Raw genomic sequence first — 24,792 nt, forward strand, 5'->3', positions numbered from 1 at the left:
GGTTTCTATCTGTCACTGACCACAGCAAATTTCCTTTGTAAAGAGCTGTGATCGTTAATCCAAAAGTCATCATCGGTACTTTAGGGTCTATTGATAGTTGGTACTTGGTGGTGTTTTTTTGATTTCGGCGTTATCTGCTATTTCCGGTGCACCGAATAGATAGCTTATTCGTGTCTTAAAAGAAATGTTACTCCGTGACAATGCGAGACTGAGCATGGTCTTCCACTGGTGGAAAGTCGCGACAAAGGGATTCCAGCTGTTGATGGGCTTTGGGATCCCGTAATCAATGTCGATGTCTTTTCTTTCTTCCACAAAAGTGCCGAAAATTTTGTCCCAGATGATCAAAACGCCTGCAAAGTTACGGTCGATGTATTCCGGATTTCTCGCATGATGCACGCGATGGTGGGATGGCGTGTTGAACACTTTCTCAATCCACCCGAGCTTGCTGACCACCCGGGTGTGGACGAAAAATTGAAAACCAAGATTTAACGCAACGACCAAAATGACTAAATTAGGTGGGAAACCGATCAAGATCAAAGGCGTCCAGAACAGCCACATGCCGGAAATCGGGTATGTCAGGCTTTGACGGAAAGCGGTGGTAAAGTTCATGCGTTCAGAACTGTGGTGTGCGATATGTGATACCCAAAGCCAGTGAATATGATGGGATGCACGATGAAACCAGTAGTAAAAGAAATCTTGCAAGATGACAACGGTAAACAGGGTGAGAGGAGTCAGGCCAATATCGAATAGGCGGAACTGGAATAGCCATAGGAAGAAAGGCATTAACAGCAGCGTAGCGATAACATCTGCGCCTTGATGAAGACCTGCAAGGCTAAAGTTACAAATCAGCTCTTTAAGTGAATAGTCCTTGTCCCCTTGCCGTTTCAGGATCCTGAATTCAACAATCATACAGAGCAGAAAAATGGGGGAAAAGAACAGCAGTGTAAGCGACTCCCAGCCAATATCCATGTCATTTCCTTAACCAGTGGATGAGATATCTCTAAACAACCTGTAGACACTTGAATCCTGCATATTCAGGTTGTTTGGGTATTTAAGCCGAACCAATGGTCTGGCCAGTTACTCCAACCATACATCAGCTGAATGTAGGTGACAAAATGACCAAGGTGTTTCTGGAGAGTTGAGGGGCTATGACTCTTTATCGATTTTCTTGAGCGCAGAGGCCCAAGGATCGGCTTTATCAGCTTGGTTCTCACCGAAGAAAGTGTCGACATATAGCTGCTCGACTTTTTCACGCGCCCATGGTGTTTTGCGTAGGAACTTCAGGCTGGATTTAACCGAAGGATCGCTTCGGAAGCAGTTGATGGCGATTTCGTTGCCAAGAGCCTGCCAACCATAATGCTCCACTAGCTTATTGATGATTTGTTCTAGTTTAACGCCATGAAGTGGATTGTTAGGTTGATGGTTCATAATATTGCTTGATTAGGGGATGTCTGCGGGGAATGTGCCACAATGAATGGGGCTATTCAATGAAAAACAGGAGTTCAAAAACTCCTGTCTAAATTTTCATGTTTGAGCGGGGCGAAATTAGCGACGCATTGAAAGGCTTTGGTCGCTGAGTTGGTTCATGCGAAGACGGGTTTTTATATCCTCACATGCACGTTGAATACTGAAGGTGTTTTCGTCATTCATGTACAGGGAAAGGGTACTACTGAAACGAACATCTTCACAGATATCAGCGAGACCGATCAGATCGGTTATCTTCGCATCTTCAGGATCTTTTAGCAGTTTCTCGTGCTGTTTTTGGATTTGGATTGCATAGATTTTGCTGGAATAAGTGATAGAGAAAAGTGTCAGGCCAATCATTGCAATCAACAAGACGGCGGTGGCAATAAACAAGGGTTTGTTGTTAGACATAGCGCGATTTATACCAACTGAAGTGAATTTGAGTACTTTATTTTTAATTGGGGAGTCTACGCTTCTGGGCATCGAATGTGCAATAGTTTCAAATTTATAAATAAGAGAAATATGAGATCGCGATCTAAAAACTGTAAGTTATTTCTATTACGAAATAATTGGGGGGATTCCCCTACGGAAAGTGAGTTGTATTTAGCGGTAGGGATGTGAGATAGTAATGAGAATTAATATCATTAGTGGTTTTGAATGCGATGCGTGAACTACTGCTTATCGAGAATGTATTGTCGCCTTGTGGCTGGATAAAAAGTGTGCTCTCTGAGCATGGTTGCAAGGTCACTAGGGTGCTACACGTTAAACAGGCGGAGCGTGCTTTAAGCCAAAGTAGGTTTGATATGGTCCTGCTGGCAGGAGAAGGCGCGTTGCCTTGTGTGACCGATGTTAAAAGGCTGCGCCAGTCAACGACTTTACCTGTAGTTGTTATGCTCCCGCAGGCCAGCTCTGAAGATGAATCACATTATCTGCACTATGTGGGTGTTAATGGGTTAGTGAGTGCTTCAATGCCTCGCAACAAATTGTGGGAAATCGCCAAAACCACCTATGACAATGCAATGCCTCAGCGTATTGACGCCAGATAAGGTTTGGTTCGACATACATAGTTCTGACACTGCGCGTTGGGTGGATTAAAATCAAAGTCCGCCGTGCTAATCTTGAAAAGTGTGTGCTGTTTTACACTATGCTTTACACCCAGAGAGACACAACTTCATGAATGCTGTAAAGCGCTTCGGCGCTGCAACCCTGTTAAGCCTGCCTTTATTCGCGCAAGCGACCGAACTTGATAAAGCGGCTGCTATTGAAACCCAAACGGTAGAAGCTGCAGCGGTATCGCAACAACGTATCGATGTTAGCGACGAACAAGCCCAATTCACCAAAGCGGAAATCGAAAAGCTGCAACGCGAAATCGAAAACCTCACGCTTTATCGTAATCATCTCAAATCATTGGTAGAGAATCAGGAGCAGGAACAGGCGAGTCTGAGCCAGCAATTGACGGATATTGCCCAAACACGTCAGGGCATTGTACCGCTGATGTACCGCATGATTGATGATCTTGAGGTCTGGGTTAGTCAGGACTTGCCTATTAAGCCTGAGCAGCGTCAAAGCCGTGTCGATGGCCTGAAGACTTTGATGACACGCGCTGATGTGGCAGATGCGGAAAAATTCCGCCGCATCCTTGAAGCTTACCAAATCGAGCTTGATTACGGCGCTAAGCTCGGCACTTATCAGGATACTCTGTCTCTGGATGGTGTCGACAGAGAAGTCGACGTTCTCCACCTTGGTCGTCTGTCTTTGGTGGCGAGAAGCCTAAATGGTGACGCGTTCTGGTTTTATGACCAGTCGACAGCGAAATGGCTGCCGGTCGATAAACGTGCCTATGAAGCTATTCAGCAAGCTTTCGATGTTGCCAATAAGAAGCAACCGCCAACACTGATGGCGTTACCGCTTTCTATTTCTGTGGCGAAAGGAGCGGCGCAATGAAAAGATTCTCTGTATTTGCCCTTAGCGCCATGCTGCTTAGTGCGCCCGTCACTGCGGATTTGGTGAGTGAAACCAAAACGGCTCAAGCAGAATCACAACAGCATAATGTCGTCCGCGAATCTGGATTCAGTGCGACTGAGCGAACGTTTAAAGCCAAACTTGCTGAGCTTAAGGCTCAACAAGTGGCATTGGAAACAGAAACGGAGCAGCTAAGTGCAGCATTCAGTTCCAATGAAGAAACGTTGGCTGCGCTGGAAGAAACACTGAGATTGGAAACCGGTAGTCTAGGTGAAGTGTTTGGTGTGGTACGTCAGACGGGTCGGGAAGTGAATGCCGAACGTTATAACGCACCCGCAACCATCAACCAAAATGGTATGGATAATGCTCTGCATGCTATCTCCGATGCGAAATCCTTACCTTCTTTGCCAACGTTAACGGCATTCTGGAAAGGCATGCTGCAAGAGCTTAAAAACAGTGGTGAAATTGGGTCTGAAACTGTGAATGTGCGTGACAGTAGCGGCGTGGTGACACCTCAGGAAGTGCTGCGTCTCGGCAACATTGGCCTAGTTAACAATGACGGTTACCTGGAATGGGACAGTACCCGCCAGCAAGCTAATGAGCTTCCAGTTGTCGATGGAGGACTGAACAGCGCGTCGATTTCTTCACTACCAACTGGAGACCTTGCGCTGATGGATCCAACCCGTGGCACTATAGTCAAACAACTGGCAAATACACCGTCATTGGTAGACAGATTTGAGCAAGGTGGTGTCGTAGGGAAAATAATTGCAGCACTGTTGGCGGTCGGGCTTATCATCGCTCTGGTGCGTGGCTTCAGCATGTTCCGTGCGCGTCTTGCCATCGCCAAACAAATCAAAACGCCAATGCAGCCAGGGAACAACCCGCTAGGCCGTATTCTTAATGTGTACCGAAACGAGCCAGATCGCTCACTCGACACGCTGGAGCTTCGTCTGATGGAAGCCATCATGGATGAGCAACAGCATTTTGAGAAAGGCTTATCGATGCTCAAACTGCTGGCCGCTCTGGCGCCGATGCTTGGACTTCTTGGCACAGTGACAGGCATGATCGAAACCTTCCAGGTGATTACCCAATACGGTAATGGCGATCCTACTATCATGGCTGGGGGTATCTCCATGGCTTTGGTGACCACAGTACTGGGTCTGGTGGCGGCTATCCCGCTGCTGCTTGCTCACAATATTCTCAGCACGCAGGCAGATACACTGCGCGGCACGCTTGAGAAAGTCGGAGTCAGCTTAGTGGCAGAGCAGTCTGAAGCCTCAAATACCGTTCAACCAATAGTGAAGCTGGCATGACAGAAGTGACTGTTCTGGAGTTGCCCGGTATGAATGATTGGTGGCTCTCTCTTAGCGATTTTTTGACGCAAGGCGGCCCTGTACTTTGGGGGTTAGCCATAGTCGCTGCCCTGAGCTGGTTGTTGGTGTTTGAACGTTTACTGTTTCTCATTACCGCCTTTCCGGGCCTGAAAAAGCAAACTATTGCGAAATGGCAATCAAGGGAAGACAAAACCTCATGGGTGTCGCGGTCTATGCGTGAAAGTTGGTTGTTTGAAGCGCGTACCCAGCTCTATCGTAATCTCAATTTCCTGAAAGCTTTGGTAGCGATTTGCCCAATGCTCGGTCTGCTTGGAACAGTGACAGGGATGATTTCGGTGTTTGACTTGATGGCGCTGAAAGGGGCGGGTGAGCCCCGCTCAATGGCGGCGGGTATTTCACTGGCGACTCTGCCAACCATGGCAGGTATGGTGATTGCGTTGGCAGGGCTGTTTGCCCATGCCAGACTCCAGAAAACCTGTGAGCGCCGTGAGGCATCATTGGCTCAGGCACTAAGGAGTCAGGCATGAGATTTCAACGTCACCAAAAACAGCGTGAAGATGCTCAAATCGATCTGACTTCGATGCTCGATATCGTCTTCATCATGCTGATCTTTTTTATCGTTACCAGCACCTTTGTCCGTGAATCAGGGGTGGATGTGAACCGTCCTACTGCAAGCAATGCCACCGCACAAAAGAGCGTTGGTATCTATGTGGCAGTAACGGCAAACAATGACATCTACATCGACAAAACAAGGGTTGATGAAGAGCGTATCGAAGCCACGCTGACCCGTTTAGTCAGCGAACAGCCCGAAGCATCGCTGGTCATACAGGCCGATGAGCATGCCTACAGTGGAACGGTCGTGAAAGTGATCGATGCAGCGAAGGGCGCTGGCATCGTCAAGATTGCGTTGGCAGCGGAGAAACCCTAATGCTGCGAATGCTATTGGCACTGCCGATGGGGCTGCTGAGTGCTTTTGGTCTTTTTGCTCTAATGGCTACCATGGTTGCGGCTCCTGCCGGCTCACTAAAAGACGAAGGCCTGCCATTTGCCTTTGATGTATTCATGAGTGAGCCTGAAAGCGAGATAGAACGCCGTGACCGCGTTGCACCGCCGAAGCCTGACGTTCCACCTCCGCCGCCAAGCATGCAAATGAGCGCGCCGACTGCAGCAGCAACCACACCGTCTATACAGCCTGTGATGCCGGATATTACTATGGATATGCAGGTGGATGGTATGAGCATCAATATGCCGGCCATTAAAGCTGCACCCGCTCCCGCAGCGGGAGATCTGACCCCTTCATTTGGACAGGGTAATCAGGCTGCTATCCCTCTGGTGCGTATTCAGCCCAGTTACCCGGCTAAAGCCCTGCGGCGCGGTATCGAAGGGTATGTGGTAGTGAGCTTTACAATTAATGAAGAGGGCCGACCTTCAGGCATAAAGATCATAGAAGCTTCGCCAAAGCGGATCTTTGACAGAGAGGCGATAACAGCTATTAAAAAATGGAAATACACTCCATTGCTTATCGATGGTAAAGCGGTATCGCAGCCAGGCCAATCACAAAAGCTGGAGTTTGTTCTGACAAAATGAAGCGTCTCATCCAACAGATAATCAACCGTTGTTCGGTGCTTGTTTTGCTAATGAGTGTTTTGTCTTTGCCTTATGTGCAAGCAGCTCAGCTATCTGCCATGACCGCAAGACAAGTGCAAAAATCACTTGAATTCCAAGCTGAAGAGCAGTGGAAAGAAGCTGCGGTAGTGCTGGAAAGTGTTGGCACACCTACGGAGTACGACAAAGCTTTCGTGAACCGTATGCTAGGCGTGGTTTACTGGCAAAAAGAGCAACCGCTTAAAGCTATCAACGCTTTGTATGCATCGGTAAACAGCAAAGTATTGGACGAAGAGGCACAGCGTGCTTCAGAGCGAATGCTTGCAGATTTGCTAATGACCCAATCGCGTTATCAGGATGCGTTACGGCTTTATTATCCGCTTTCAACATCGAAAGAACTGCGCCAGAAAGATCGCGGTGAAATTTGGCTGCGAATTGCTCAGGCCCATTATCAGGATGAACAGTACAGTAAAGCGCTTAAAGGTATCAATGCCCACTTGAAGCTAGCATCTGCTAAGCCCTCTTCTTTGTCGTTGAAATTGGGTTCGCAACTGAAGCTTAAACACTGGAAAGGGTCGACCCGTACGCTGAAGCGATTGATCGCGATTGAACCGCGTAAGAAAACCTGGTGGATACAGCTGGTGGGCAGCTACCAACGCTTGAACGACAAAAAGCAGATGCTCAATACTCTGGTGCTGGCTAAACGCAAAGGTATAACGCTGTCTGATTCTGAGAAGGTGATGATGGCTCAGTTATACCAACAACAGGGCGTACCGGAAAAAGCTGCAGCGGTAATGGCGGAAGTGAATCAAGGTGAGGCAGACACGACAGGCTTGGTGATGGAGGCGTCCTATTGGCAGCATGCCAAAGAATGGGACAAGGCCATTGTTGCTTGGGAACGCGCTGCTTCTGACGCGCCTAAATACTATTGGGTTGCTGCACAACTTTCACTTCAACATGGTCAATACCAAAAAGCGCTATCGCTACTTGAGAGGGTTAACAATCCGGAAAAAGTGCCTGACGTTGAACTTGCCCGTGCGTTAGCTTATGACAAACTTAACGAGTTCGATAAAGCGCTTCTCCATGCTAAAAGGGCTAATGAGCTGAAACCGTCGGATCAAAGTCAGTCGTGGATTCAGTATCTTACCCAGAAGACCCCTTAGCCTTGATGCGCAAAAGCATCAAGCCTGTAAATTTTCGCCTCATAAATACCCAAAATACTCATTGATTAGTACATCAATATCACTTTATTATCAGGATCTGCCCTGATAACCGTCTGCAACCACGTTATTAGGTGGTTAAAGATTCGGCAGTGTATGGCTGTCGGTTATGGAAAACACACCTTTGAGTGAATCACGCTCACCTGTAAGAGAAGTACCCTGAATGACGTTAGATCTCATCACAGAAATCCTAGGATGGACCTCTGTTGCTTTTTATATTGGTATCACGATTTTCAACAGCATGAAATTCACCCGTTTTGCTGCATTTGGCTCCGCAGCAAATGACACGCTGTGGGCATTCCTTATGGGCTGGTGGCCGAAAGTTATCCTGAACCTGTCGGTAGCGTCTTTGAATACATACCGTTATGTGAAAGACTTCACCAACGCGTCAAAATCAGTGATTCTTGCGTTGGGTGGCGTGATGGCAGCGGGCATTATCTATATCGCCTATGTGGCGGTAACAGCTTTCATTGCCGATCCAACATTACCAGTAGCGCTGCAGTTTGCTGACTTAGGTATCATCCTTTTGGCGCTCTACATGACTACGCTAACCAACTACCGCAAGTTGATGTTGCTGTCAGGTTTCATCGGAATGGCCGCATACTATGGCAATCCTCAGATGATGATTATCAAAGCACTGGTAATCGGCATCATGAGTTACAAGCTGATGTTTGATAAATCGCAGAAGCTTGAAACCGCGGAAGCGGCATAAACTGATAGAAATGTAAGAAAGGCATCTCATAGAGATGCCTTTTTATATTATTGATATATCTGGCTTATCCGATAAATCCATCATCAATGCATACCATTGCACATCGTTCAGCGGCATGAGTAGCATCTTCCTGACTTTTGAAAATCGACAGCGATTTGTCTGAGTTCATTAGCTCATAGGCTTTAGACTCTTCTGCGCCCTGATTTGTAGAGGAGGTAAAAGAAAATGAGGCAGCAAACCCTCCCAGATCTTCCCTTTCGTTAACCTTCACTATGTAACTGATATTATTGTACGTTCCTTTCATGTTCTTTGCTCCTTTATTGTTACATATGTTTAATAAAGTAGACATAAAAGTTGAGGTCGTCAAAGTTCTTTCAGTATAAGTGCTGGTATATGCATTCACTTGAGAGAACTGCATAAAAAAAGCCCAAAAGGTGACAGTGTCACACTCTTCGAGCTAAGGGCAGAAATAAGGAGGTTCAGGTTCTGATTCCTGGGGGTAGTTTTAGATTCTAACTCCACCAAGTGCCATATCTTCACATCTCGGACAATAATCAGAACAACGTGTGATAGAGGGGTTAGTGCGAAATGCCTGAGCACATACTTCGAGCAACGCTTCGAGTGGATATGCTGTCCAAATGCTTTCCCCAACCCGCTTTTCAGACTGGATTGTTGATAGGTAAGGCTGAAGATGGATAAACCCTTCAGAACATGACCCTACGCATGTCTCAACGACGCCCCGATGGGCTGTTAGCGCCCAGCGACGGAACAGGCTTTTTCCTGCCAGTTGCTCGGCATAATGGATTGGTGTGATGCTGTTTGGCGTGACACCCATTGAAAGCACGACGGCGTTTTGGGCCTCAGTGGACTGATAAACACCATAGACGTTAAAGTCATCTTGTGTTGCGAGTACCGCTTCAGCGAGCGGGCCTACTGCTGAGTAGCTATTCATAGGGTGCTCCGTTCTAATGCGATTGGGATGGTTTAGCACTGCTTTGGCGAAAGCACCCATTGAGGGCTCAATGTCATTGGCGTCCGCATCATACGGCGACGGGTCAATTTCAAGCTCACCACGATAACCATTTTGGGCGTATTCGATACCTTCAGGCGAGTGGCACATAGGAAAATAGGTAAATGTTGGTACGACCACTGTGCATCCTGCAGAAAGAAATAACTCGAGCAGCCTGTTTGCGCCCCCTTCCAATCTGCCAAAAGAGCGCATTGCACAGTGGGCAAAGATTACCTTGTCAGTGAGCTTCAGTGTTTCAATCGCACTCTTGATGTCGTTGTCTGCGGTGTTCACAGAACTCCTCCTAGTTAATTTCATTTGTTTCGTGGAGGCTCAACAGCGAAGACAAGTACTCAAGACGACTGCTACTTTGCGCCATGCCTCCTGGACGGCAATGCTCTAGCCAAAGCTCACGATAACCTTGAATCAACGGGCGCAACCTTGCTTGCAGCATTTGTTTCCTTTCGACGCCAAATTTCTGAACGTCACGATGTTCTTCCTCGCCATAGCCTTGCGCGATGAAACAGCCGATTTCTAGTGCATCTACAGTCCAGAGAAGGTCATTTCTGAGTTCATTATCAGGTAGCGGAGCAAGTTTCTCTTTCCAGCTTTTCAGCTCGGCCAGTGTATGGTCGAGGTTATTGATCGCTAGTCCCTTCATGCGCTTAATATGACGGCCTGATTGTTGATCAAACAAGATCGGACCAAAAAAAGCACAGTTGGGTGTTTCAATACCCGTCGAGCGGTAAATATCCTGTAGAGCGATCAATGTGCTCAATTCAACATCAGAGATATCAGGGTAATACCAACTAACAGGAATGGTCATATCATCGTCAGTTTGCTGCTCTTCCCCCCAAGCCATGGCAGCGGCGAAGGCATAACCTGGAATTGGCATGGCATGTTGTTGACCGTGACCCATATCGCCCCACTCGGTCACCATATATCCGTCAGCCCTATATCGTTTCGCGGATTTGGCTGCGCGACGCATATGTGTTGTTGCAGTACTCCATCTTCCGGCAACTGATGCAAAGCAATCAGTGGAAACGACCACATGAAATGGGTAGCCAAAAAGGGCTAGCTGCTTGTGTTCAGCGTCAAAAGGGTGGTCTGCTTCATAGCCCCAGTTCAACAAGGTGAGGTTGTCGGGGAGTTGGTCGATAAGGTTCGGGTAGCGGAAAAGCATATCACTGAAAATCTGGCATTGCTTTCCCTTGGACTCAGCGATTTCCAACACTTTGTTGAGGTAGTTAAGAAAGACCTTGCCTTTACCGAAAATTTCGCAGGCAGACTTGCTGGCACCCACACCCAAATCCATGGTTTCATCGAAGTTAAGATTGATAATATCGCTGGAAAAATTAGGGGTGACTTCCGAAAGTAATTCATTTATAAAAATAGCGGTTTGCTCGCTGATGGGGTTCAGGCCAAATGCGCCGGGTCTGAAATCACCACGCTGATCCTGAAAGCCTGTGGTTTGTTCGGCCAGATGCTGATATTCAGGGTGACAGAGCCATTTTTCCATGTGCCCGAATGCCGCTTGATTAGCGACAAGTTCAATGCCGACTTGCTGGCAGTAAGCATCAACTTCACGAATTTCTTCCGCTGTCATTGGCGAGTAAGCTTGCCATACCGTTGCATGCTTCTGATAGGCAAATGTGTGCTCGGTATAAAGCTGGAACTGGTTGAAACGCAATGCGCTAAAGTAATCAATCAGTCTTTTAAGTGTGCTCATGGTTGGTACTCGGTCCCTACTGATATCGAGCAACACGGAGCGAGTGGGAAAGTCTGGCCAATCTTCTATGACAGCGTCTTCCTTGACCGCTGCATTAGTATCAATGAGCTGGTTCAAAACAAGGTGTGCATAACGAATATCAGGAAGATTGCTGTATTCAATCACGACGCCATCATCTGGGAAGCTTATCCGAAAGCCTTGTTCCGGCAAGGCAGGATCGTGCCGGTAAGTGAGTGCGGTATGATGCAGTCTTGCGCCAAAATTGACCGGACATGTCGTTATGATGCTTGAAACGCTGACGTGTTTTCTGGCGTATCCGGGAAAGTAGCGTTTTGGTGCGGGAAAAATGGTTACCATCAGACTTCCTTGTCATTCACCCTAAATCGAAAGATTACCGTTCTGGGGCAGGCTCAGGCTCTCAGCCAGTTTCAGTTCCGGCGTGAGCAATTTCTGCCATGCCATTGATGCTGCACCCATTGCCGCGGCTTGAGGCCCCAACAATGAGAATTCAATATTTGGTTTGATAATCAAGGAACCAGACAGGGAGTCGCTATGTTTGCGGAGTGAGGCGGCAAGTTCTGAACCAAATGATAGACCGTTACCTCCGATGACAATGCGACGAACGCTCATCAGGCTGCATATGTTCACGGCAAGAGCCGAGAATTCTTCGATGATGACACTAGGCGTCGGTTCGGCGCCCCTCATAAACTCCTGACTGTTAAACTGGCCCGCCATGTAGTTTTCTCCATAGAAAAGCTGACGGTTGAGGACAACGCCGACACCGATGCCAAGACGGTGATACAGCTCACGGGCATGGTGTGTAGAGAGCAATACATAGAGGAAGTGATCATACGGCAGGCTTCGTTGCTGCATTAACTCACCCCATGCACCGCAATTGGCATCGTTATCCAGAAAAACAGGGAAGGGGAATAGACGTTTAAACTGCGGCGCAAAGATAATTGGCGAGCGAACTGAAAGGGCATGGGAGACATGCAACTGACTTGTATCGGGGTCAATAATACCAGGCATACCAATGCCAATTGCAAGCACCCTCGGGAAGAGCTTCTGAATGGCATCGACGCAGGGGACAAGGGCATCCAACATAGCTTTGTCTATGGGTGCCTGAGTATCGATAGGAAGCATATCGTGGTAAACCACTTGGCCAAGCAAGTTGACGACGGAAACTTTCAATGTGTCAGAGTTGACGTCTACCCCGATAAGTACGCCAAATTCGGGGTTGAAGACGAGGGAAACCTTGGGACGGCCACCTTTGCCTGTGATCATCTGCGGTTGCTCGAGGATCATCCCGATATCCAGCAGGTGGTTGACGGTTTTGGTCACGGTAGATTTATCCAATCCAAGCTTTGCTGCGACATCAATACGAGAGACGCTGGGGGTTTGCCAAAGGGAGTTGATAATGCCAGCCGTATTTGTCGTACGGCTTAATTTGATTGACAAGGCTTTAGTTTCCAAAAACAACTTAACTCAGGAATATGTTATTAGCGATGATTTAAAAAACAACGAATTGCCCAGAATTCATGGCGCGTTTCACCAATTAAATTCAATAGATTGAAGTGGGTCGAATTGATTTTGAAATAAGCGAGCTGAATATCAAATAGATTCGAGTGGTGATGTCTCGGAATGAAACCAGATGTTAATGGTGAAGGCGGCAACCGATTGAGCCGGAGTATCATCAAATAGTGACCTGAATTGATACCCGAACACATTCTAAGCAAATACACCTCAACAAAGCATAAAACGCTTAGAGCAGAACCCTTCGAACGACACGCTAAGGGGTTATAATCTCTTTCGGCAAAAACAAACAACAACCCCAAATCATGCCGAGAACAATCTTAACTGACTCAAGATGGGAACTGCTACTAAAAGCAATGAAAAGTACAGGGCGTATCTATGATAAGTCTGAACACAGAATGACCTTTGAAGGAATACTTTATCGAATGAGGACGGGTATTCCTTGGCGAGACTTACCGTCCTAGTTTAGGGAATGGAGCACCGTCTACAGGCGCTTTAATCTTTGGTCAAAGAAAGGGATTTTAAATCATCTTTTCAATCAGTTATCGCAGATGGCTGACTTTGAATGGGTCTTCCTTGATGGCTCAATAGTCAGAGCACATCAACACAGTACGGTAGCGGCGAGCAGCGTGACCGAGCAAATAGGCAAAAGTCGAGGCGGTAATACAACCAAAATTCATCTGGCTGTAGACAGCGGCGGTTTACCTATCTGCTTTGACTTATCCGAAGGACAGCGAAATGACATTGTTCATGTGGAAAGCCTTGTCGAACAGCTGGAAGAAATAAACACTGTCATCTGCGATAAAGGTTATGACAGTAAAGCTTTTCGAGACTTTGTACGACGCAAAGGAGGGAAAACTGTCATCGCTAAGCGTAATTGCGGGCAAGACATCAGCAAAGATACGATGGATTGGTGCCTATATAAGTATCGGCATTTAATCGAGAATGCCTTTGCCAGGATTAAGCATTATCTTGCCATTTCAAGTAGATATGAAAAATTGGAAAGGAATTATGCCAACATGGTATCGCTGGCATTCATGCTTATGTGGTTACCAATGTATTGCTGATTAAAAAATGAGCACTAAAGATCAACAGCCCCTAGGGCGAGTTGACTAACGTCGTGCTCATTGTTGTTCCTTTTTGAAGGAGATGGCTACACCTTCAGCGGAACGTCGCGATCACAATGCCAGTCAATCTCGCTGAATCCTGCCTCTTCGCGCTGTTTGGGTATATCAATTGCTCTAGGAAAAATGTCGTCACCTACGCCACCATCTGTGGTGCAGTTTTGACGGAAGAACTGACTTTCCGAATGACAGTATCGCTGGGAGTCTTCACTTTGATTGTCGATAAAGTTGGGGCAAAAGGTTGCTGTCATTCACATGCTGCGGGATACTCGAAACTTCGTCTGTCTTTCAGGAATTTCATGAAATGAATAGAAACGTCTGGTTGTTAGCACTTTGTCAGGCCCTACTAATGAGCGGCAATATTGTGCTGATTTCTGTGAATGGGTTGATAGGCCAGCAACTCTCACCCAGCGATACTTGGGTGACGCTGCCTGTTTCTACTCAATTTGTTGGATTGATGATGGCGACGATTCCTGCGTCTCTCATCATGGCGAAAATCGGGCGAAAGAACGGTTTCCGGCTCGGTAATATTATAGGCATTTTTGGGGCACTACTCTGTGTGTATGCTTTGCAGCAAGGGGCCTTTTGGCTATTTTGCTTTAGCACCTTGTTGTTGGGTATCGGCATAGGGTTTGGCACGCTATACCGTTTTGCGGCGATAGAAGTCAGTGAACCGGAATGCCGTGACAAGGCAATTTCGCTTTCCATGGCCGGTGGCGTATTGGCTGCTGTTCTGGGGCCTAACCTTGCTATTGCCAGCCAACATTGGCTGCTTGGCACCCACTTCAGTGGCGCCTTTATCGGTATTACCGTCCTTTATATCCTCTCGCTTCTGGTTCTGAATTTCATCGCCTTACCTGCAGCTATACCTCCGCAGGACCAAGCCGCACAAAGTCCGGTAGGGCAAATTCTGAAGGCTCCGGGTTATCTTGTGGCCGTTTTTGCCGCCGTTGTCGCATATGCGGTAATGAACCTTCTGATGACAGTCACACCGATTGCCATGCACAAACACGGCTTCCACTTCGAACAGGCCGCATTGGTGATTGAGTGGCATGTACTGGGCATGTTTGTGCCTTCGTTTTTTACTGGCAACATCATTGGAAAGATTGGCGCGCGCATGACGATTCTCCTGGGGAGCCTGTTTTTTGTCGGCTGTATTCTCGTGAATCTCAACGGTGTTTCTGAATGGCACTTCCGTATTGCGCTGGTGCTGCTGGGTGTAGGCTGGAACTTTATGTTCATCGGTGCAACCAGTCAGCTCACCCAGACCTACCTACCACAGGATAAGCCGCGTTCCCAAGCAATCAACGAATTTGCCGTGTTTGGCAGCGTTACCCTGACAGCGCTGATGGCGGGTAACCTTGAAGTGACTTTGGGTTGGCAGACCTTGAATTTAGTGATGCTACCATTTGTTTGTGCGGTTCCGTTTATTTATCTGTTGTTTACACGAACACCCAAAAAAGTGGAGGCTTAGACACTGCCTTTTACTCAGTTTTTCGGGTTCAGAAAACCCTCTTTAAGCTCCTTTCGACTGCTATCTTTAGTAAATCACCGTTGAGGAGTGAGTGATATGGAACTGGAAAATGAGCGTGGTGAAACCATGCATCTTGCCGACGACCTAACGCTTAAAGAAATGGTTGATATGGGGCTTCTGGTGGTGTTATCAGATGCCAGTGATGAAGCTGACGATTGCTGGATTCCAACCGATCCACTCGAATAGCCTGAAAGACGTTGAAAAGCCCTTCAAGGGCTTTTTTATTGCTTGGAATTTCGACTGCGAATTAATCGCGGTGTGATCCTGCATGAAACATCTTCGTTTTCCTTTGGGGGAAAACGCATTACAATCTGCGCGTCGTATATGTGCCACAAAAGTGTTCAAAAAGGATGTCTCATGAAACTGTTTGTGTTTGACCACTGCCCGTTTTGCGTAAAAGCGATGATGGTTGCAGGCTTAAAGAAGATGGATCTGGAGCTTGTCTACCTACAAAACCACGACGTGGATGCACGTATTGAAAAAGTCGGAGTGAATCTGGTTCCGATCCTTCAAAAAGATGATGGCAGCTACATGGCGGAGAGTTTAGATATCGCCGCTTACCTTGACAATCTTGATGGTACACCTGCGTTTGCGGAAGGTACCTTGGATGAACGCATCACGGCTTGGATGAACATTGCAGGACAGTTTGGCTCCCGTCTAATTTATCCGCGTTGGATGATGATCGAATTGCCTGAATTCCAGAGTGAAGAGGCCAAATCTTGGTTCACGAAAAACAAATCAGCCATGATCAAGATGTCTTTCGATGAAGCGTTTGCTAGCAGTGAAGAGTACATCGCCAAGCTGAATGTTGAACTGTTGAAACTGGATTGGTTAGTACCGCCTTCACAGCGTAACAATATGCTGACCTATGACGACATTAATATCTTCCCATTCCTGCGTAACTACACGCTAACGAAAGGTCTGCGCTATCCAGGGAATGTCCGCCAGTACCTTGACGAAGTTTCTAACCTAACTGGGGTTGCGCTTTTTGACAGGGTGGCGATCGGGAGTCCTGTTGTAACAGCTTAGATAGCAGAATTGAGAATAAAGGGCGAAATATCGCCCCTTATTTTTCACCTTTCCCCACCCATTCAGAAGTCTCTGTAAAGATCTCCTTGCGTATCAATCAACTAATTCAGTATCAAGTCGGTTTGAGTTGTAGCGATTGATAATTTCGTGACACACCATCGGTTAAATAGTCTGTATCGAGTCAAAACCATATGTTAAGTATTTCCTATCCTCAGCGAAAGGAAAATACAGATGAAAAGAATCAGTTTGGCAAGGTTGAGCAAAGCAGCACTAGCATTTTTGTGGTTGCTTTCGTTGAATGTCATGGCATCGGATGATCTCCGGCAATTAGGTTTAAGTGTATTTGGTGTTATGCCGCATTCAATGCCTGGCAGTGAGAAAGACTCGCCAGAGCAGATTGAACTGGGTAAAAACCTTTACTTTGAAACCGCGCTCTCTGGCAATGGAAGTCAGTCGTGTAATAGTTGCCATGATTTAGACAAATCGGGTTCTGGCACAGAGCCGTTATCGATCTCCGTGGGGGCATTGGGAAAACTGGGTACCCGAAATAGCCTTACTACGTGGAATGCAGGCTTCCAATTTGTACAATTTTGGGATGGCAGAGCGAAAACACTGAGTGAGCAAGCGAAAAGCCCCATCCTCAATCCACTTGAAATGGCGATGTCTTCTGAGGAAGAGGCAGTGGTTCGGCTGAAAGAGAAAGGCTACAAACCCCAGTTTGATAAAGCTTTCCCCCATGATGAGAATACTCTGTCGTTCAACAATATCACTCAAGCCTTGGCGGCGTTCCAACGAACACTGGTAACACAAGACAGATTTGATGATTGGCTGATGGGTGACGATAACGCACTCTCAGAGCAGGAGGTAAGGGGGATGAAGCGGTTTGTTACAGCTGGGTGTCATGCTTGTCACAATGGCCCTTTGATGGGAGGCCAACTCTTCATGAAAATGGGCTTGGTGAACCCTTATCCCAATAAAGTCGATAAGGGCAGAGCATCGGTTACGGGAAACAGCGCAGATAATTTCATCTTCAAAGTTCCCACCATGCGAAATGTCGGCAAGACTTCACCTTACTTCCATGATGGCGCAGTATTTTCGTTGGAACAGGCTGTGCGCGATACGGCGTGGCATCAACTGGGTGTCAAACTCAATGAGCAGGATGTTGAAGACATGACGGCATTTCTGCAATCGCTCGACAATAAAAAGAAAATCGAATTCTCGAACCACGAATGACAGGGAAGGACGATGCAAAAAATGTATCCCATTAACAAGGTCTTTACCGGAAAAGTGAAAAGTCAGTTTGGCATGATGACCGCCATGGGAAAGCAGCCGGTCGAAGGGGAGATATTCCTATCCGCACTGGGGCTTCAAGGAGATGAGTGCGAGTCTGATAAACACCATGGAGGTGTTGAAAGGGCGCTGCATCAGTATCCCTCTGAGCACTATGACTTTTGGCACGTGAAGTTCGGCAACACGGCTGACTGGCAGCCAGCAGGAATGGGTGAAAACATCAGCACCGAAGGTATGACAGAAAACGATGTCTGCGTTGGCGATAAATACCAGTGGGGTAACGCGGTGATTCAGGTGAGTCAGCCCCGTTCGCCATGTTACAAGCTCAACAAGCGTTGGGGTGTAGAGACGTTTTCAGAGGTGATGCAGGAAACGGCCAAATGTGGCTGGTTGTATCGTGTGATCACGCCGGGGTTTGTCAGTGCTGCGGAGCCACTGATTTTGATTGAGCGCACTGAAAACGCTTTGACCATCAAACAAACCTGCGATTATTACTTTGGTGATCCATTGAACCCTGAAGGGCTTAGATTAATTGCAGCGCAGGAAGGGCTATCAGCAAGTTGGACTCGTACCGTCAACAAGCGTATCGAAACGCAGCAGGTAGAAAACTGGACGCCAAGGCTGAAAGGGATCTTCGCCTGAACAAAAAGCCGCGAGCAATCTCGCGGCTTTTTGGGGAGGATTTACCTCCTACAGGTACATCTTCGCCAGCTCGGAAGGCTCGACTTCTTTGCCTTCCAGCTCTGCATTCCAGTTGGTACCAACTAGCACACCGTCTTCATCCAGCGTGATAAGCCAGTCTTCAACGAACACATCCAGTGGGATTTCAGTGATTTCGAAATCAGCCCACTCATCGACGTTGTGTTGCGCAGCGTCTTCTTTTGAAGACCAGAATGGCATCACTTCGCTTTCTTCGAATTCGCTCGAGTCACAAGCCAGCCAGCCTTCCTCTTCGTTTTTCAGGCCCCAAACCACGTTGGTGCGCTTGGTTTCTTCAACGAACAACATCAGATTTGCCTGAACGTCTGCAGTTAGTTTGCTCATTTTTCAATTCTCATGGGAAATTTCGCCGTTAGAGTAACACTTTCATTACAAAGGTGCTTTATTCCTGTGTCGTTAATTCAGGAAATCACTGAAGGGCATAGGTTTGCTGGCCAATAATTCTGCGAATTGGCCCAGCCCTTCTTCAAACCGATCTCTTGAGCTGATAGACATCAGCGACAGTCGGACACAATTTGGTGTGTCACCGACTGAAAAATACCCGCCGTGACTAACAAGAATCGCGCGCTTTTTCGCTTCTTCTACCAATCTGTCTACTCGCCAGTGTTCCGGCAACTTCAACCAGATATGAAAACCCGACGCTGTTTCGTAGAAGTCTTTGAGGATATCTGATGCCAGGGTTTGGCGATGCTCTGCCTCACGAAGTTGTGCATTGGCCAGTTCAAAGGCGGTGCCTTGTTCAATCAGGTCTGTCGCAGCGGCGAAATTAATGGGAGAAGCCAGCCAGATGTTCGCGCGGATATGAGCTGCCAGAACAGGCAGCAAGGCATCCGGTGCTTTGACATAGCCGCAGCGCATCGCCGGACTGACAGCTTTCGACAAACTGGTGATATAGATGCTTTGCTGCGGCAGCAGGTCAGAAATAGCTGGGATAGGAGCATTGTTCAAGAAGGCATAGATGTCATCTTCGACCAGATAGGCTGAAGAGGCTTTGATGACGTCGGCGATTGCCTGACGTCTTGAAACAGACATAGTGATGCCAGTCGGGTTTTGGTGCGAAGGGATGCAGATAACCAGCTTCGGAGAGTGCTGCTTGATCACCTTCTTTAAATGTTTGGGACAGAGGCCATCATCATCAAGATTAACCCCGACAACCTCTCGGCCAGCGAGGTTGGCAATCGCTAGAATGCCAGGATATGTCAGCGCTTCGACCGCGATGGTGTCCCCAGGCTCTGTGAGGGTTTCAACTAAGAGCGACAATGCGTGCTGCGCACCGTTTGTCAGCATTACATTCTCGGAGCTTGCAGATTGAAGGCCATGTTTCTGTAACCAGATTGCTCCGGCCGCCCGGTGGGCAGAATGGCCTGAGTCATCGGCATACGCGAGTAACGTTGGTGAAAGGGTTTCAGCTGCCCGAGAATATGCCTGGGTAAGAGCATTGAGGTTTAAACCTAAACAGGGCTGGAGAATAGAAAAGTTAAAATCTAATTCCTGATGTTGAGGTTGGATAACCTGACTAAGAGCAGACTTATCCCGAACGAAGGTGCCACGCCCAACAAATGACTCAACGCGTCCTAACTCCGCCAGTAGCTTATAGGCTTTTGAAACGGTGGCTGGCGTGGTGCAAAGTTCATGGGCCAATTCCCTGTGAGGCGGTAGTTTGGCCCCCGCAGTGTAAATACCTTGCTCGATTCGAGAGGTTATCTGATTGGCAATGTCTTTGAATTTGGTTTCACTCAAAAAGGTCTTCCCTGTGTCTGCTCGCGGCATGAACTAGATTATGACCAAAGGTGCGAATAATTGAAATAACTTAATTATGTCATCATTTAAAATTGACATATGTCAATTGATGCAATTATAGTCGCTCAAGAAATGGTTAAACAACCTCCATTACGGACATCAACGAATACCAAAAGGAGAAGTCATCATGGCTCAGGAAAAAGTCGCATTTATCGGTCTCGGCGTTATGGGCTATCCAATGGCTGGTCACCTCAAAAACGCGGGGTTTAACACCACCGTATACAACCGTACCACTGCAAAAGCTCAAGCCTGGGCAGATGAATACAAAGGTGACTTTGCCGTTACGCCACGTGAGGCGTCACAAGACTGTGATGTGGTATTTGTGTGTGTTGGCAATGATGATGATGTCCGCAGCGTGATTTATGGCGATGATGGCGTACTGGCCAGTATGAAAGCAGGGAGTGTGCTGGTGGATCACACCACTACATCTGCAACATTGGCCGAAGAGCTCGCCGAAGCATGCAAGGAGAAAAGTGTTCACTTTATTGATGCGCCAGTATCAGGCGGTCAGGCAGGCGCGGAAAACGGGGTATTAACCGTGATGTGTGGCGGCGATCAGACAGTCTTTGACGAGGTGAAGCCTGTGATTGATGCTTACGCCAAGCAAGCCGTTTTGATGGGTAAAAATGGTCAGGGTCAGCGCTGTAAAATGGCGAACCAAATCTGTATCACAGGTATCTTGCAGGGCTTAAGTGAAGCGTTAATTCTGGCGCAAGCCTCAGGTCTGGATATTGAACAAATGGTCAATGTGCTTAAGCATGGCGCGGCGGGTTCGTGGCAGATGGAAAACCGCGCTGTCACCATGGCGCAGGACAAATTCGATTTTGGATTTGCTATCGACTGGATGCGCAAAGACTTGGGGATATGCTTGGATGAGGCCACTGGCAAGGGTATTGAATTACCACTCACCAAAGAGGTGGATGAAAAATACGCCAGCCTTCAAGCGCAAGGGCTTGGAAGAATGGATACTTCCGTTCTTATCAAGGCTCAGTGATAGGTTAAGCCCTCGAACAGCCAGTAAATAAGAGCAGCCAAGCTGCTCTTTTTTTATTTACAGAGTTAAGAACAGGGCCCTAAATCCTTCCAAACCCCCCAGTTGCCTGTGTTACCAGGTTCTTCATTTTGGGTCCACCATTTTGCTTCATACGCACTGCCTTTATGGGAAACGCGATCTCCACTGCTGTAAACCGTACCTGACTGCCAGACGGGATAGCACTCTGGTGTCGGATTATCATTGGAAACCACGATCGTGGTGACTTTCTCGTCTGTTACTCCCTTGGTGTCAGCCACAATAAGCTTCACTTCATAGCTACCTTGCTGTTGGTAAGTATGCGTCGGGCTTTTTTCTGATGACTCGGTGCCGTCCCCAAACTGCCATGTGTGGCTAACAATGCCTCTATCATCGGTTGATGTACTCTGGAAGCTAACGGTGAGCCCTGAAGCGGAGAAGTTGAAATCCGCAACAGGAGGAAGGTTATCTTCCGGTGATGTATGGCAGTCTCCGTTTACAGACCAGACTTGGGGGTAGAGGTCGGGTTGTGCGCCAGTTGACCACCAAATCGCCTTGTATGTTTTGCCCTGAAAACTCACATTATCACCAGAAGAATAGCTTTTGTTGGGATCCCAGGTAGCAACTGAACATGAACTGTCTGAATCAGACACTGTTACCGTATTAACTGCAACGTCACTGTTCCCCTTGCTATCAGCGACTGTCAACGATACGGAATACGTCCCACTTGTCGCATAAGTGTGTGACGGACTCTGCTGAGAAGAAGAGCGGCCATCACCGAAATCCCATTGATATGAAGCAATTGGGCCTGTCGACAGGTTGCTGAATACTGCGGTTAGTGCATTGGTTTTATGTGAGAAAGAAGCATCAACAACAGGAGAAACGTCTTTGCAGTGCTCACCCGTTTTACTGCCAGCAGCGACCCCCACTTGTTGGAAGGCGTCAACGACATCATCGACACAGTACCCCAAGTCGCTGGCGGCATTGAAAACGCCTGACGCAGCATGGTCAAACGTTGATCTTGCTTGCCAGTAAAGTTGGTTGGCGCGAAGGAAGATATCAAAACCCTTGCGGATATCCCAGTTCGACTTTGTAGCCAAGAGATAGAAGGCTTTGTTAAATACTCCAGAGCTGTGGTGTACATCTATCCCTGAATAGTAGTCTTTAGCATGGCCAATGGACTTTCCATCCAGTGGGGGATTGTCCATATGGCGCATGGCACCACTGCCTTTTTTGATGCGATCGCCAATTTTCCAGTTGTAGCTTCCTTCGAGGTAATAAATTGCTGCAGCACCGGCAATATCGGAAAACGCCTCGTTGATGCCACCGGACTGATTTTTGTATTCCAAATCGGAGTTCTGCTGAGTGACACCATGACTGACTTCATGAGAAACAACATCCAAAGAAACGAGAGGATAAAAATAGGATTGACCGTCTCCGAATGTCATTTGTTGGCCGTCCCAGAAGGCATTTTCGTAATTGCGGTCGTAGTGAACGCGCATACGCAGTTTCTGGCGTAAGGGAGCGATGCCGTACCACTCCTTATACATGTTAAAAACAATTTGTCCGAAGGCATGAGCGTCATTTAGCGGGGAGTAGGCGCCGTTGACCTCTCGTTCACTGTTTTCGAAGCAGTTAAAACTATGGACAGTGCCTCCACTTTTTTGATGTCTCATATCCAGGGTTTCGACGTTTTGGCTGTCCAGATAACATGTGCTTCCGGACTGTTTAACGTCAAACGCAGGATAGTCGGTACCAAAGTGATAGCGGCCGGTTTTTTGATTTCCTCCCTGCCCTGTGCCTTGCGCATGGTTTAGACCTTCCCAGCTGTCTAAAACTTTACCGGACAGTGCGTCAATAAAGCCAATGGGGCGTGTTGGCTTATCGCTGTAAACAACATAGGAGACCTTCCATGCCAGGTGGGCGGTATCATTTTCGTCCAACCAAACCATGAGCTGCTTTTCGGGATGTTGTATCTGGTATAGCTCGTGTCCTTTCAGTGCAAGTAAAGTTGACAGTGCTTCATTATCGCTAATTGAAGGTGTTGTTGTCGGCAGGTCTTGTTCGATACCAGTGATAGCGGTCCCAACAAAGCCACTAACGCGTCCCAGTTGACCCTTGTTTGCTACAAAGCTCTCTCCATAAATGGGAAGGCCTTGATAGGTTTGACTGATTCTTACCACCTCGTTACCACTAAGGTCTCTTCCTGAAAAGCCCTCTATGTAGGACTGACCTTCCAGCAATGCTTCAATCTGATTGTCGGCTTTGGCAAAGCTTGAAAGTTCGAGATTAATCCGTTGTGCAGCAACAGAGGGTAGCGAAGTTACTGCGAGCGCGACACCAAGAGATAGCATATGAAATTTCGGTTTCATTTATTTGTTCACCAATGTGTATTTATGGGTTAGAGGTAACAGCGATAAATACCTACGTGTTTTCAGCTAGGTTAAAACAGCTGACTTTTATCAATGAGTGTTTGATGGAAAATTGGCAACTATTCGGCTTGCGAATTTTTATTTAAATTTAATAGTGAAGGTAAAATGATGAACAAGTTGATATTTAAATGCTTACTCGTTAGCTTGTTACGAAATTAATGAGATGTAACTCGTAAAAAGAAGTGGGTTTGATTGTTGGTCGGTGTTCTTCTCATCTGTTGTGTAACGAAATTGTTGCGCGTATTGTTTTGTGGGACTGTGTGACTGCGACTGTTTGGTTTGTGTGTCATCTTAATGCATTGAAAAATATAGGATATAGATCGTGTTGCTGTTTGTTTAATGAATATTCACCTAACGATAGGGCAGGAAAGAATATCTTACATTTCCAACTGTTGATGTATAAAAATTATGTCGTTAAAAAAACGGCTGATATTTGCGGTTTTCAAGATGTTATGCCAAAGCCCATTTAAGTTGTTTTGATATAAGTGGTGACTAAAAATTCGCTGCTAATATTTAAATGTAAAAAGCCGGAGATAACTCCGGCCTAAATAGCTGTTCCTAATAGTAGATCTCAAAGATAAGAGAAACTCAGTCCGCTTTGTGCGATCTGATCAATCGCCAAACCGAAACATACCGACAAAAGGACTGAGTGATGGCCATCATAGCACCGATACCTCGTGGCGAACGTCGTAGGATGAAAAAAGCGATACAGACTACCAAGGACAAGGATTATGCCCGCAGACTTATTGCTCTCATGCAACTCCACGAAGGCAAAACGATTGTCGATGTCTGCCGTATTATCAGTGCAGCCCGCTCCTCAGTGGGTAGGTGGATTGACTGGTTTACTCAAGGTGGTATGGATGCCCTGCACGCTTTGCCTGTTGGCAGACCGCCAACGCTTCCCGTTAGCGAAATGTGTGCGATGCTGACTATTCTGGTTCAGTTTTCCCCGCAGGATTTCGGTTATCAGCGAAGCCGCTGGAGTACAGAGCTTTTAACGATGCAGCTCAATGATGTATTCCAAAGTACAGTGGCGGCTTCTACGGTCAGGCGTTGGTTACCGAAAATCGGGATCGTCTGGCGTAGGGCGGCACCTACCCTCAATATTCGAGACCCTGACAAGGAAGAAAAGCTCGCTCAGATAAGTGAGGCGCTGGACAAATGCAGTGTTGACCATCCGGTGTTTTATGAAGACGAAGTTGATATCGACCTTAACCCCAAAATTGGGGCTGACTGGACGGTAAAAGGCCAGCAGAAAAAAGTGGTCACACCGGGACAGAACTGCA

General features: G+C 47.3%; 25 protein-coding genes and 2 pseudogenes. 16 read left to right on the forward strand and 11 right to left on the reverse strand.

Annotation, left to right across the window (positions count from 1 at the left end; all coding sequences use genetic code 11):
- Positions 1–87: 87 nt before the first annotated feature.
- From GMA8713_RS17915 to GMA8713_RS17925, 3 genes and pseudogenes are all read right to left on the reverse strand, one after another.
- Complete coding sequence (locus GMA8713_RS17915) at positions 88–969, reverse strand: sterol desaturase family protein (protein ID WP_062712819.1); 882 nt, start codon at positions 967–969, stop codon at positions 88–90.
- A gap of 249 nt (positions 970–1,218) precedes the next feature.
- Positions 1,219–1,428 (reverse strand): annotated as a pseudogene (locus GMA8713_RS17920) (VF530 family protein); the annotation flags it as partial.
- A 117-nt stretch (positions 1,429–1,545) separates the two neighbouring features.
- Complete coding sequence (locus GMA8713_RS17925; RefSeq protein ID WP_198159538.1) at positions 1,546–1,875, reverse strand: hypothetical protein; 330 nt, start codon at positions 1,873–1,875, stop codon at positions 1,546–1,548.
- Between the two features lie 251 nt (positions 1,876–2,126).
- On the opposite strand from GMA8713_RS17925, the gene GMA8713_RS17930 reads away from it, so the two are divergent.
- The 8 genes from GMA8713_RS17930 (at position 2,127) to GMA8713_RS17965 (ending at position 8,297) form a co-directional block, all read left to right on the forward strand.
- Positions 2,127–2,510 carry a hypothetical protein gene (locus GMA8713_RS17930; protein WP_062712823.1) on the forward strand — a complete coding sequence of 128 codons (384 nt, stop codon included), beginning with the start codon at positions 2,127–2,129 and terminating at the stop codon, positions 2,508–2,510.
- 127 nt (positions 2,511–2,637) lie between these two features.
- Positions 2,638–3,408: a DUF3450 domain-containing protein gene (locus tag GMA8713_RS17935; protein WP_062712825.1), complete on the forward strand. Its 771-nt coding sequence runs from the start codon at positions 2,638–2,640 to the stop codon at positions 3,406–3,408.
- The gene (locus GMA8713_RS17940; protein WP_062712827.1) at positions 3,405–4,739 is read left to right on the forward strand and encodes a MotA/TolQ/ExbB proton channel family protein; all 1,335 of its coding nucleotides are present in this window, start codon (positions 3,405–3,407) and stop codon (positions 4,737–4,739) included. Before GMA8713_RS17935 ends, GMA8713_RS17940 begins: the two co-directional genes overlap by 4 nt.
- Complete coding sequence (locus GMA8713_RS17945) at positions 4,736–5,287, forward strand: MotA/TolQ/ExbB proton channel family protein (RefSeq protein ID WP_062712829.1); 552 nt, start codon at positions 4,736–4,738, stop codon at positions 5,285–5,287. The genes GMA8713_RS17940 and GMA8713_RS17945 overlap by 4 nt, the downstream gene beginning before the upstream one ends.
- The gene (locus GMA8713_RS17950; protein WP_062712830.1) at positions 5,284–5,688 is read left to right on the forward strand and encodes an ExbD/TolR family protein; all 405 of its coding nucleotides are present in this window, start codon (positions 5,284–5,286) and stop codon (positions 5,686–5,688) included. Before GMA8713_RS17945 ends, GMA8713_RS17950 begins: the two co-directional genes overlap by 4 nt.
- Positions 5,688–6,347, forward strand: a complete 660-nt coding sequence (locus GMA8713_RS17955; protein WP_062712832.1) for an energy transducer TonB — start codon at positions 5,688–5,690, stop codon at positions 6,345–6,347. The genes GMA8713_RS17950 and GMA8713_RS17955 overlap by 1 nt, the downstream gene beginning before the upstream one ends.
- Entirely contained in the window at positions 6,344–7,528 is a 1,185-nt protein-coding gene (locus tag GMA8713_RS17960) for a tetratricopeptide repeat protein (RefSeq protein ID WP_062712834.1), read from the forward strand. Before GMA8713_RS17955 ends, GMA8713_RS17960 begins: the two co-directional genes overlap by 4 nt.
- Positions 7,529–7,748: 220 nt before the next feature.
- Positions 7,749–8,297, forward strand: coding sequence for a hypothetical protein (locus GMA8713_RS17965; RefSeq protein ID WP_062712836.1), 549 nt, complete (start codon positions 7,749–7,751; stop codon positions 8,295–8,297).
- A 64-nt stretch (positions 8,298–8,361) separates the two neighbouring features.
- Here GMA8713_RS17965 and GMA8713_RS17970 read toward each other — a convergent pair whose 3' ends face one another.
- The 4 genes from GMA8713_RS17970 to GMA8713_RS17985 all read right to left on the reverse strand — a co-directional run bounded on the left by GMA8713_RS17970 (position 8,362) and on the right by GMA8713_RS17985 (position 12,493).
- Positions 8,362–8,601 carry a hypothetical protein gene (locus GMA8713_RS17970; protein ID WP_198159539.1) on the reverse strand — a complete coding sequence of 80 codons (240 nt, stop codon included), beginning with the start codon at positions 8,599–8,601 and terminating at the stop codon, positions 8,362–8,364.
- 201 nt (positions 8,602–8,802) lie between these two features.
- Positions 8,803–9,600 carry an AAC(3) family N-acetyltransferase gene (locus GMA8713_RS17975; RefSeq protein WP_062712840.1) on the reverse strand — a complete coding sequence of 266 codons (798 nt, stop codon included), beginning with the start codon at positions 9,598–9,600 and terminating at the stop codon, positions 8,803–8,805.
- 10 nt (positions 9,601–9,610) lie between these two features.
- Positions 9,611–11,392 (reverse strand): family 20 glycosylhydrolase, encoded by a 1,782-nt coding sequence (locus tag GMA8713_RS17980; RefSeq protein WP_062712842.1) that lies wholly within the window; start codon positions 11,390–11,392, stop codon positions 9,611–9,613.
- 21 nt (positions 11,393–11,413) lie between these two features.
- Positions 11,414–12,493, reverse strand: coding sequence for an ROK family transcriptional regulator (locus GMA8713_RS17985; protein ID WP_062712871.1), 1,080 nt, complete (start codon positions 12,491–12,493; stop codon positions 11,414–11,416).
- A 380-nt stretch (positions 12,494–12,873) separates the two neighbouring features.
- On the opposite strand from GMA8713_RS17985, the pseudogene GMA8713_RS17990 reads away from it, so the two are divergent.
- Positions 12,874–13,635, forward strand: a pseudogene (locus tag GMA8713_RS17990) (IS5 family transposase).
- Between the two features lie 86 nt (positions 13,636–13,721).
- Here GMA8713_RS17990 and GMA8713_RS17995 read toward each other — a convergent pair.
- Positions 13,722–13,943, reverse strand: a complete 222-nt coding sequence (locus GMA8713_RS17995; protein WP_062712844.1) for a hypothetical protein — start codon at positions 13,941–13,943, stop codon at positions 13,722–13,724.
- Positions 13,944–13,996: 53 nt separating this feature from the next.
- Between GMA8713_RS17995 and GMA8713_RS18000 the strand changes: the two genes are divergently transcribed.
- The 5 genes from GMA8713_RS18000 (at position 13,997) to GMA8713_RS18015 (ending at position 18,187) form a co-directional block, all read left to right on the forward strand.
- The gene (locus tag GMA8713_RS18000) at positions 13,997–15,166 is read left to right on the forward strand and encodes an MFS transporter (protein WP_062712846.1); all 1,170 of its coding nucleotides are present in this window, start codon (positions 13,997–13,999) and stop codon (positions 15,164–15,166) included.
- 96 nt (positions 15,167–15,262) lie between these two features.
- On the forward strand, positions 15,263–15,412 hold the full coding sequence (locus GMA8713_RS27780; protein WP_198159540.1) for a hypothetical protein: 150 nt from the start codon (positions 15,263–15,265) through the stop codon (positions 15,410–15,412).
- Between the two features lie 171 nt (positions 15,413–15,583).
- On the forward strand, positions 15,584–16,255 hold the full coding sequence (gene grxB, locus GMA8713_RS18005) for a glutaredoxin 2 (protein WP_062712848.1): 672 nt from the start codon (positions 15,584–15,586) through the stop codon (positions 16,253–16,255).
- Positions 16,256–16,486: 231 nt separating this feature from the next.
- Positions 16,487–17,488 (forward strand): cytochrome-c peroxidase, encoded by a 1,002-nt coding sequence (locus tag GMA8713_RS18010; RefSeq protein WP_084387774.1) that lies wholly within the window; start codon positions 16,487–16,489, stop codon positions 17,486–17,488.
- A 12-nt stretch (positions 17,489–17,500) separates the two neighbouring features.
- The gene (locus tag GMA8713_RS18015) at positions 17,501–18,187 is read left to right on the forward strand and encodes an MOSC domain-containing protein (RefSeq protein WP_084387775.1); all 687 of its coding nucleotides are present in this window, start codon (positions 17,501–17,503) and stop codon (positions 18,185–18,187) included.
- 48 nt (positions 18,188–18,235) lie between these two features.
- On the opposite strand, the gene GMA8713_RS18020 is transcribed toward GMA8713_RS18015, so the two are convergent.
- On the reverse strand, positions 18,236–18,589 hold the full coding sequence (locus tag GMA8713_RS18020) for a DUF2750 domain-containing protein (RefSeq protein ID WP_002538220.1): 354 nt from the start codon (positions 18,587–18,589) through the stop codon (positions 18,236–18,238).
- 72 nt (positions 18,590–18,661) lie between these two features.
- On the reverse strand, positions 18,662–20,005 hold the full coding sequence (locus GMA8713_RS18025) for an aminotransferase-like domain-containing protein (protein ID WP_062712851.1): 1,344 nt from the start codon (positions 20,003–20,005) through the stop codon (positions 18,662–18,664).
- 187 nt (positions 20,006–20,192) lie between these two features.
- Here GMA8713_RS18025 and GMA8713_RS18030 point away from each other — a divergent pair, with 187 nt between their 5' ends.
- Positions 20,193–21,059 carry an NAD(P)-dependent oxidoreductase gene (locus GMA8713_RS18030; protein ID WP_062712853.1) on the forward strand — a complete coding sequence of 289 codons (867 nt, stop codon included), beginning with the start codon at positions 20,193–20,195 and terminating at the stop codon, positions 21,057–21,059.
- Positions 21,060–21,124: 65 nt separating this feature from the next.
- On the opposite strand, the gene GMA8713_RS18035 is transcribed toward GMA8713_RS18030, so the two are convergent.
- A complete protein-coding gene (locus tag GMA8713_RS18035) occupies positions 21,125–23,446 on the reverse strand; it encodes a PKD domain-containing protein (protein ID WP_062712855.1) in 2,322 nt (773 codons plus the stop codon).
- Between the two features lie 712 nt (positions 23,447–24,158).
- On the opposite strand from GMA8713_RS18035, the gene GMA8713_RS18040 reads away from it, so the two are divergent.
- The coding region (locus tag GMA8713_RS18040) for an IS630 family transposase (RefSeq protein ID WP_157515568.1) at positions 24,159–24,792 on the forward strand (634 nt) is incomplete at its 3' end.

Origin of the sequence: Grimontia marina (assembly GCF_900060185.1) — a bacterium.
Taxonomy (GTDB): domain Bacteria; phylum Pseudomonadota; class Gammaproteobacteria; order Enterobacterales; family Vibrionaceae; genus Enterovibrio; species Enterovibrio marinus.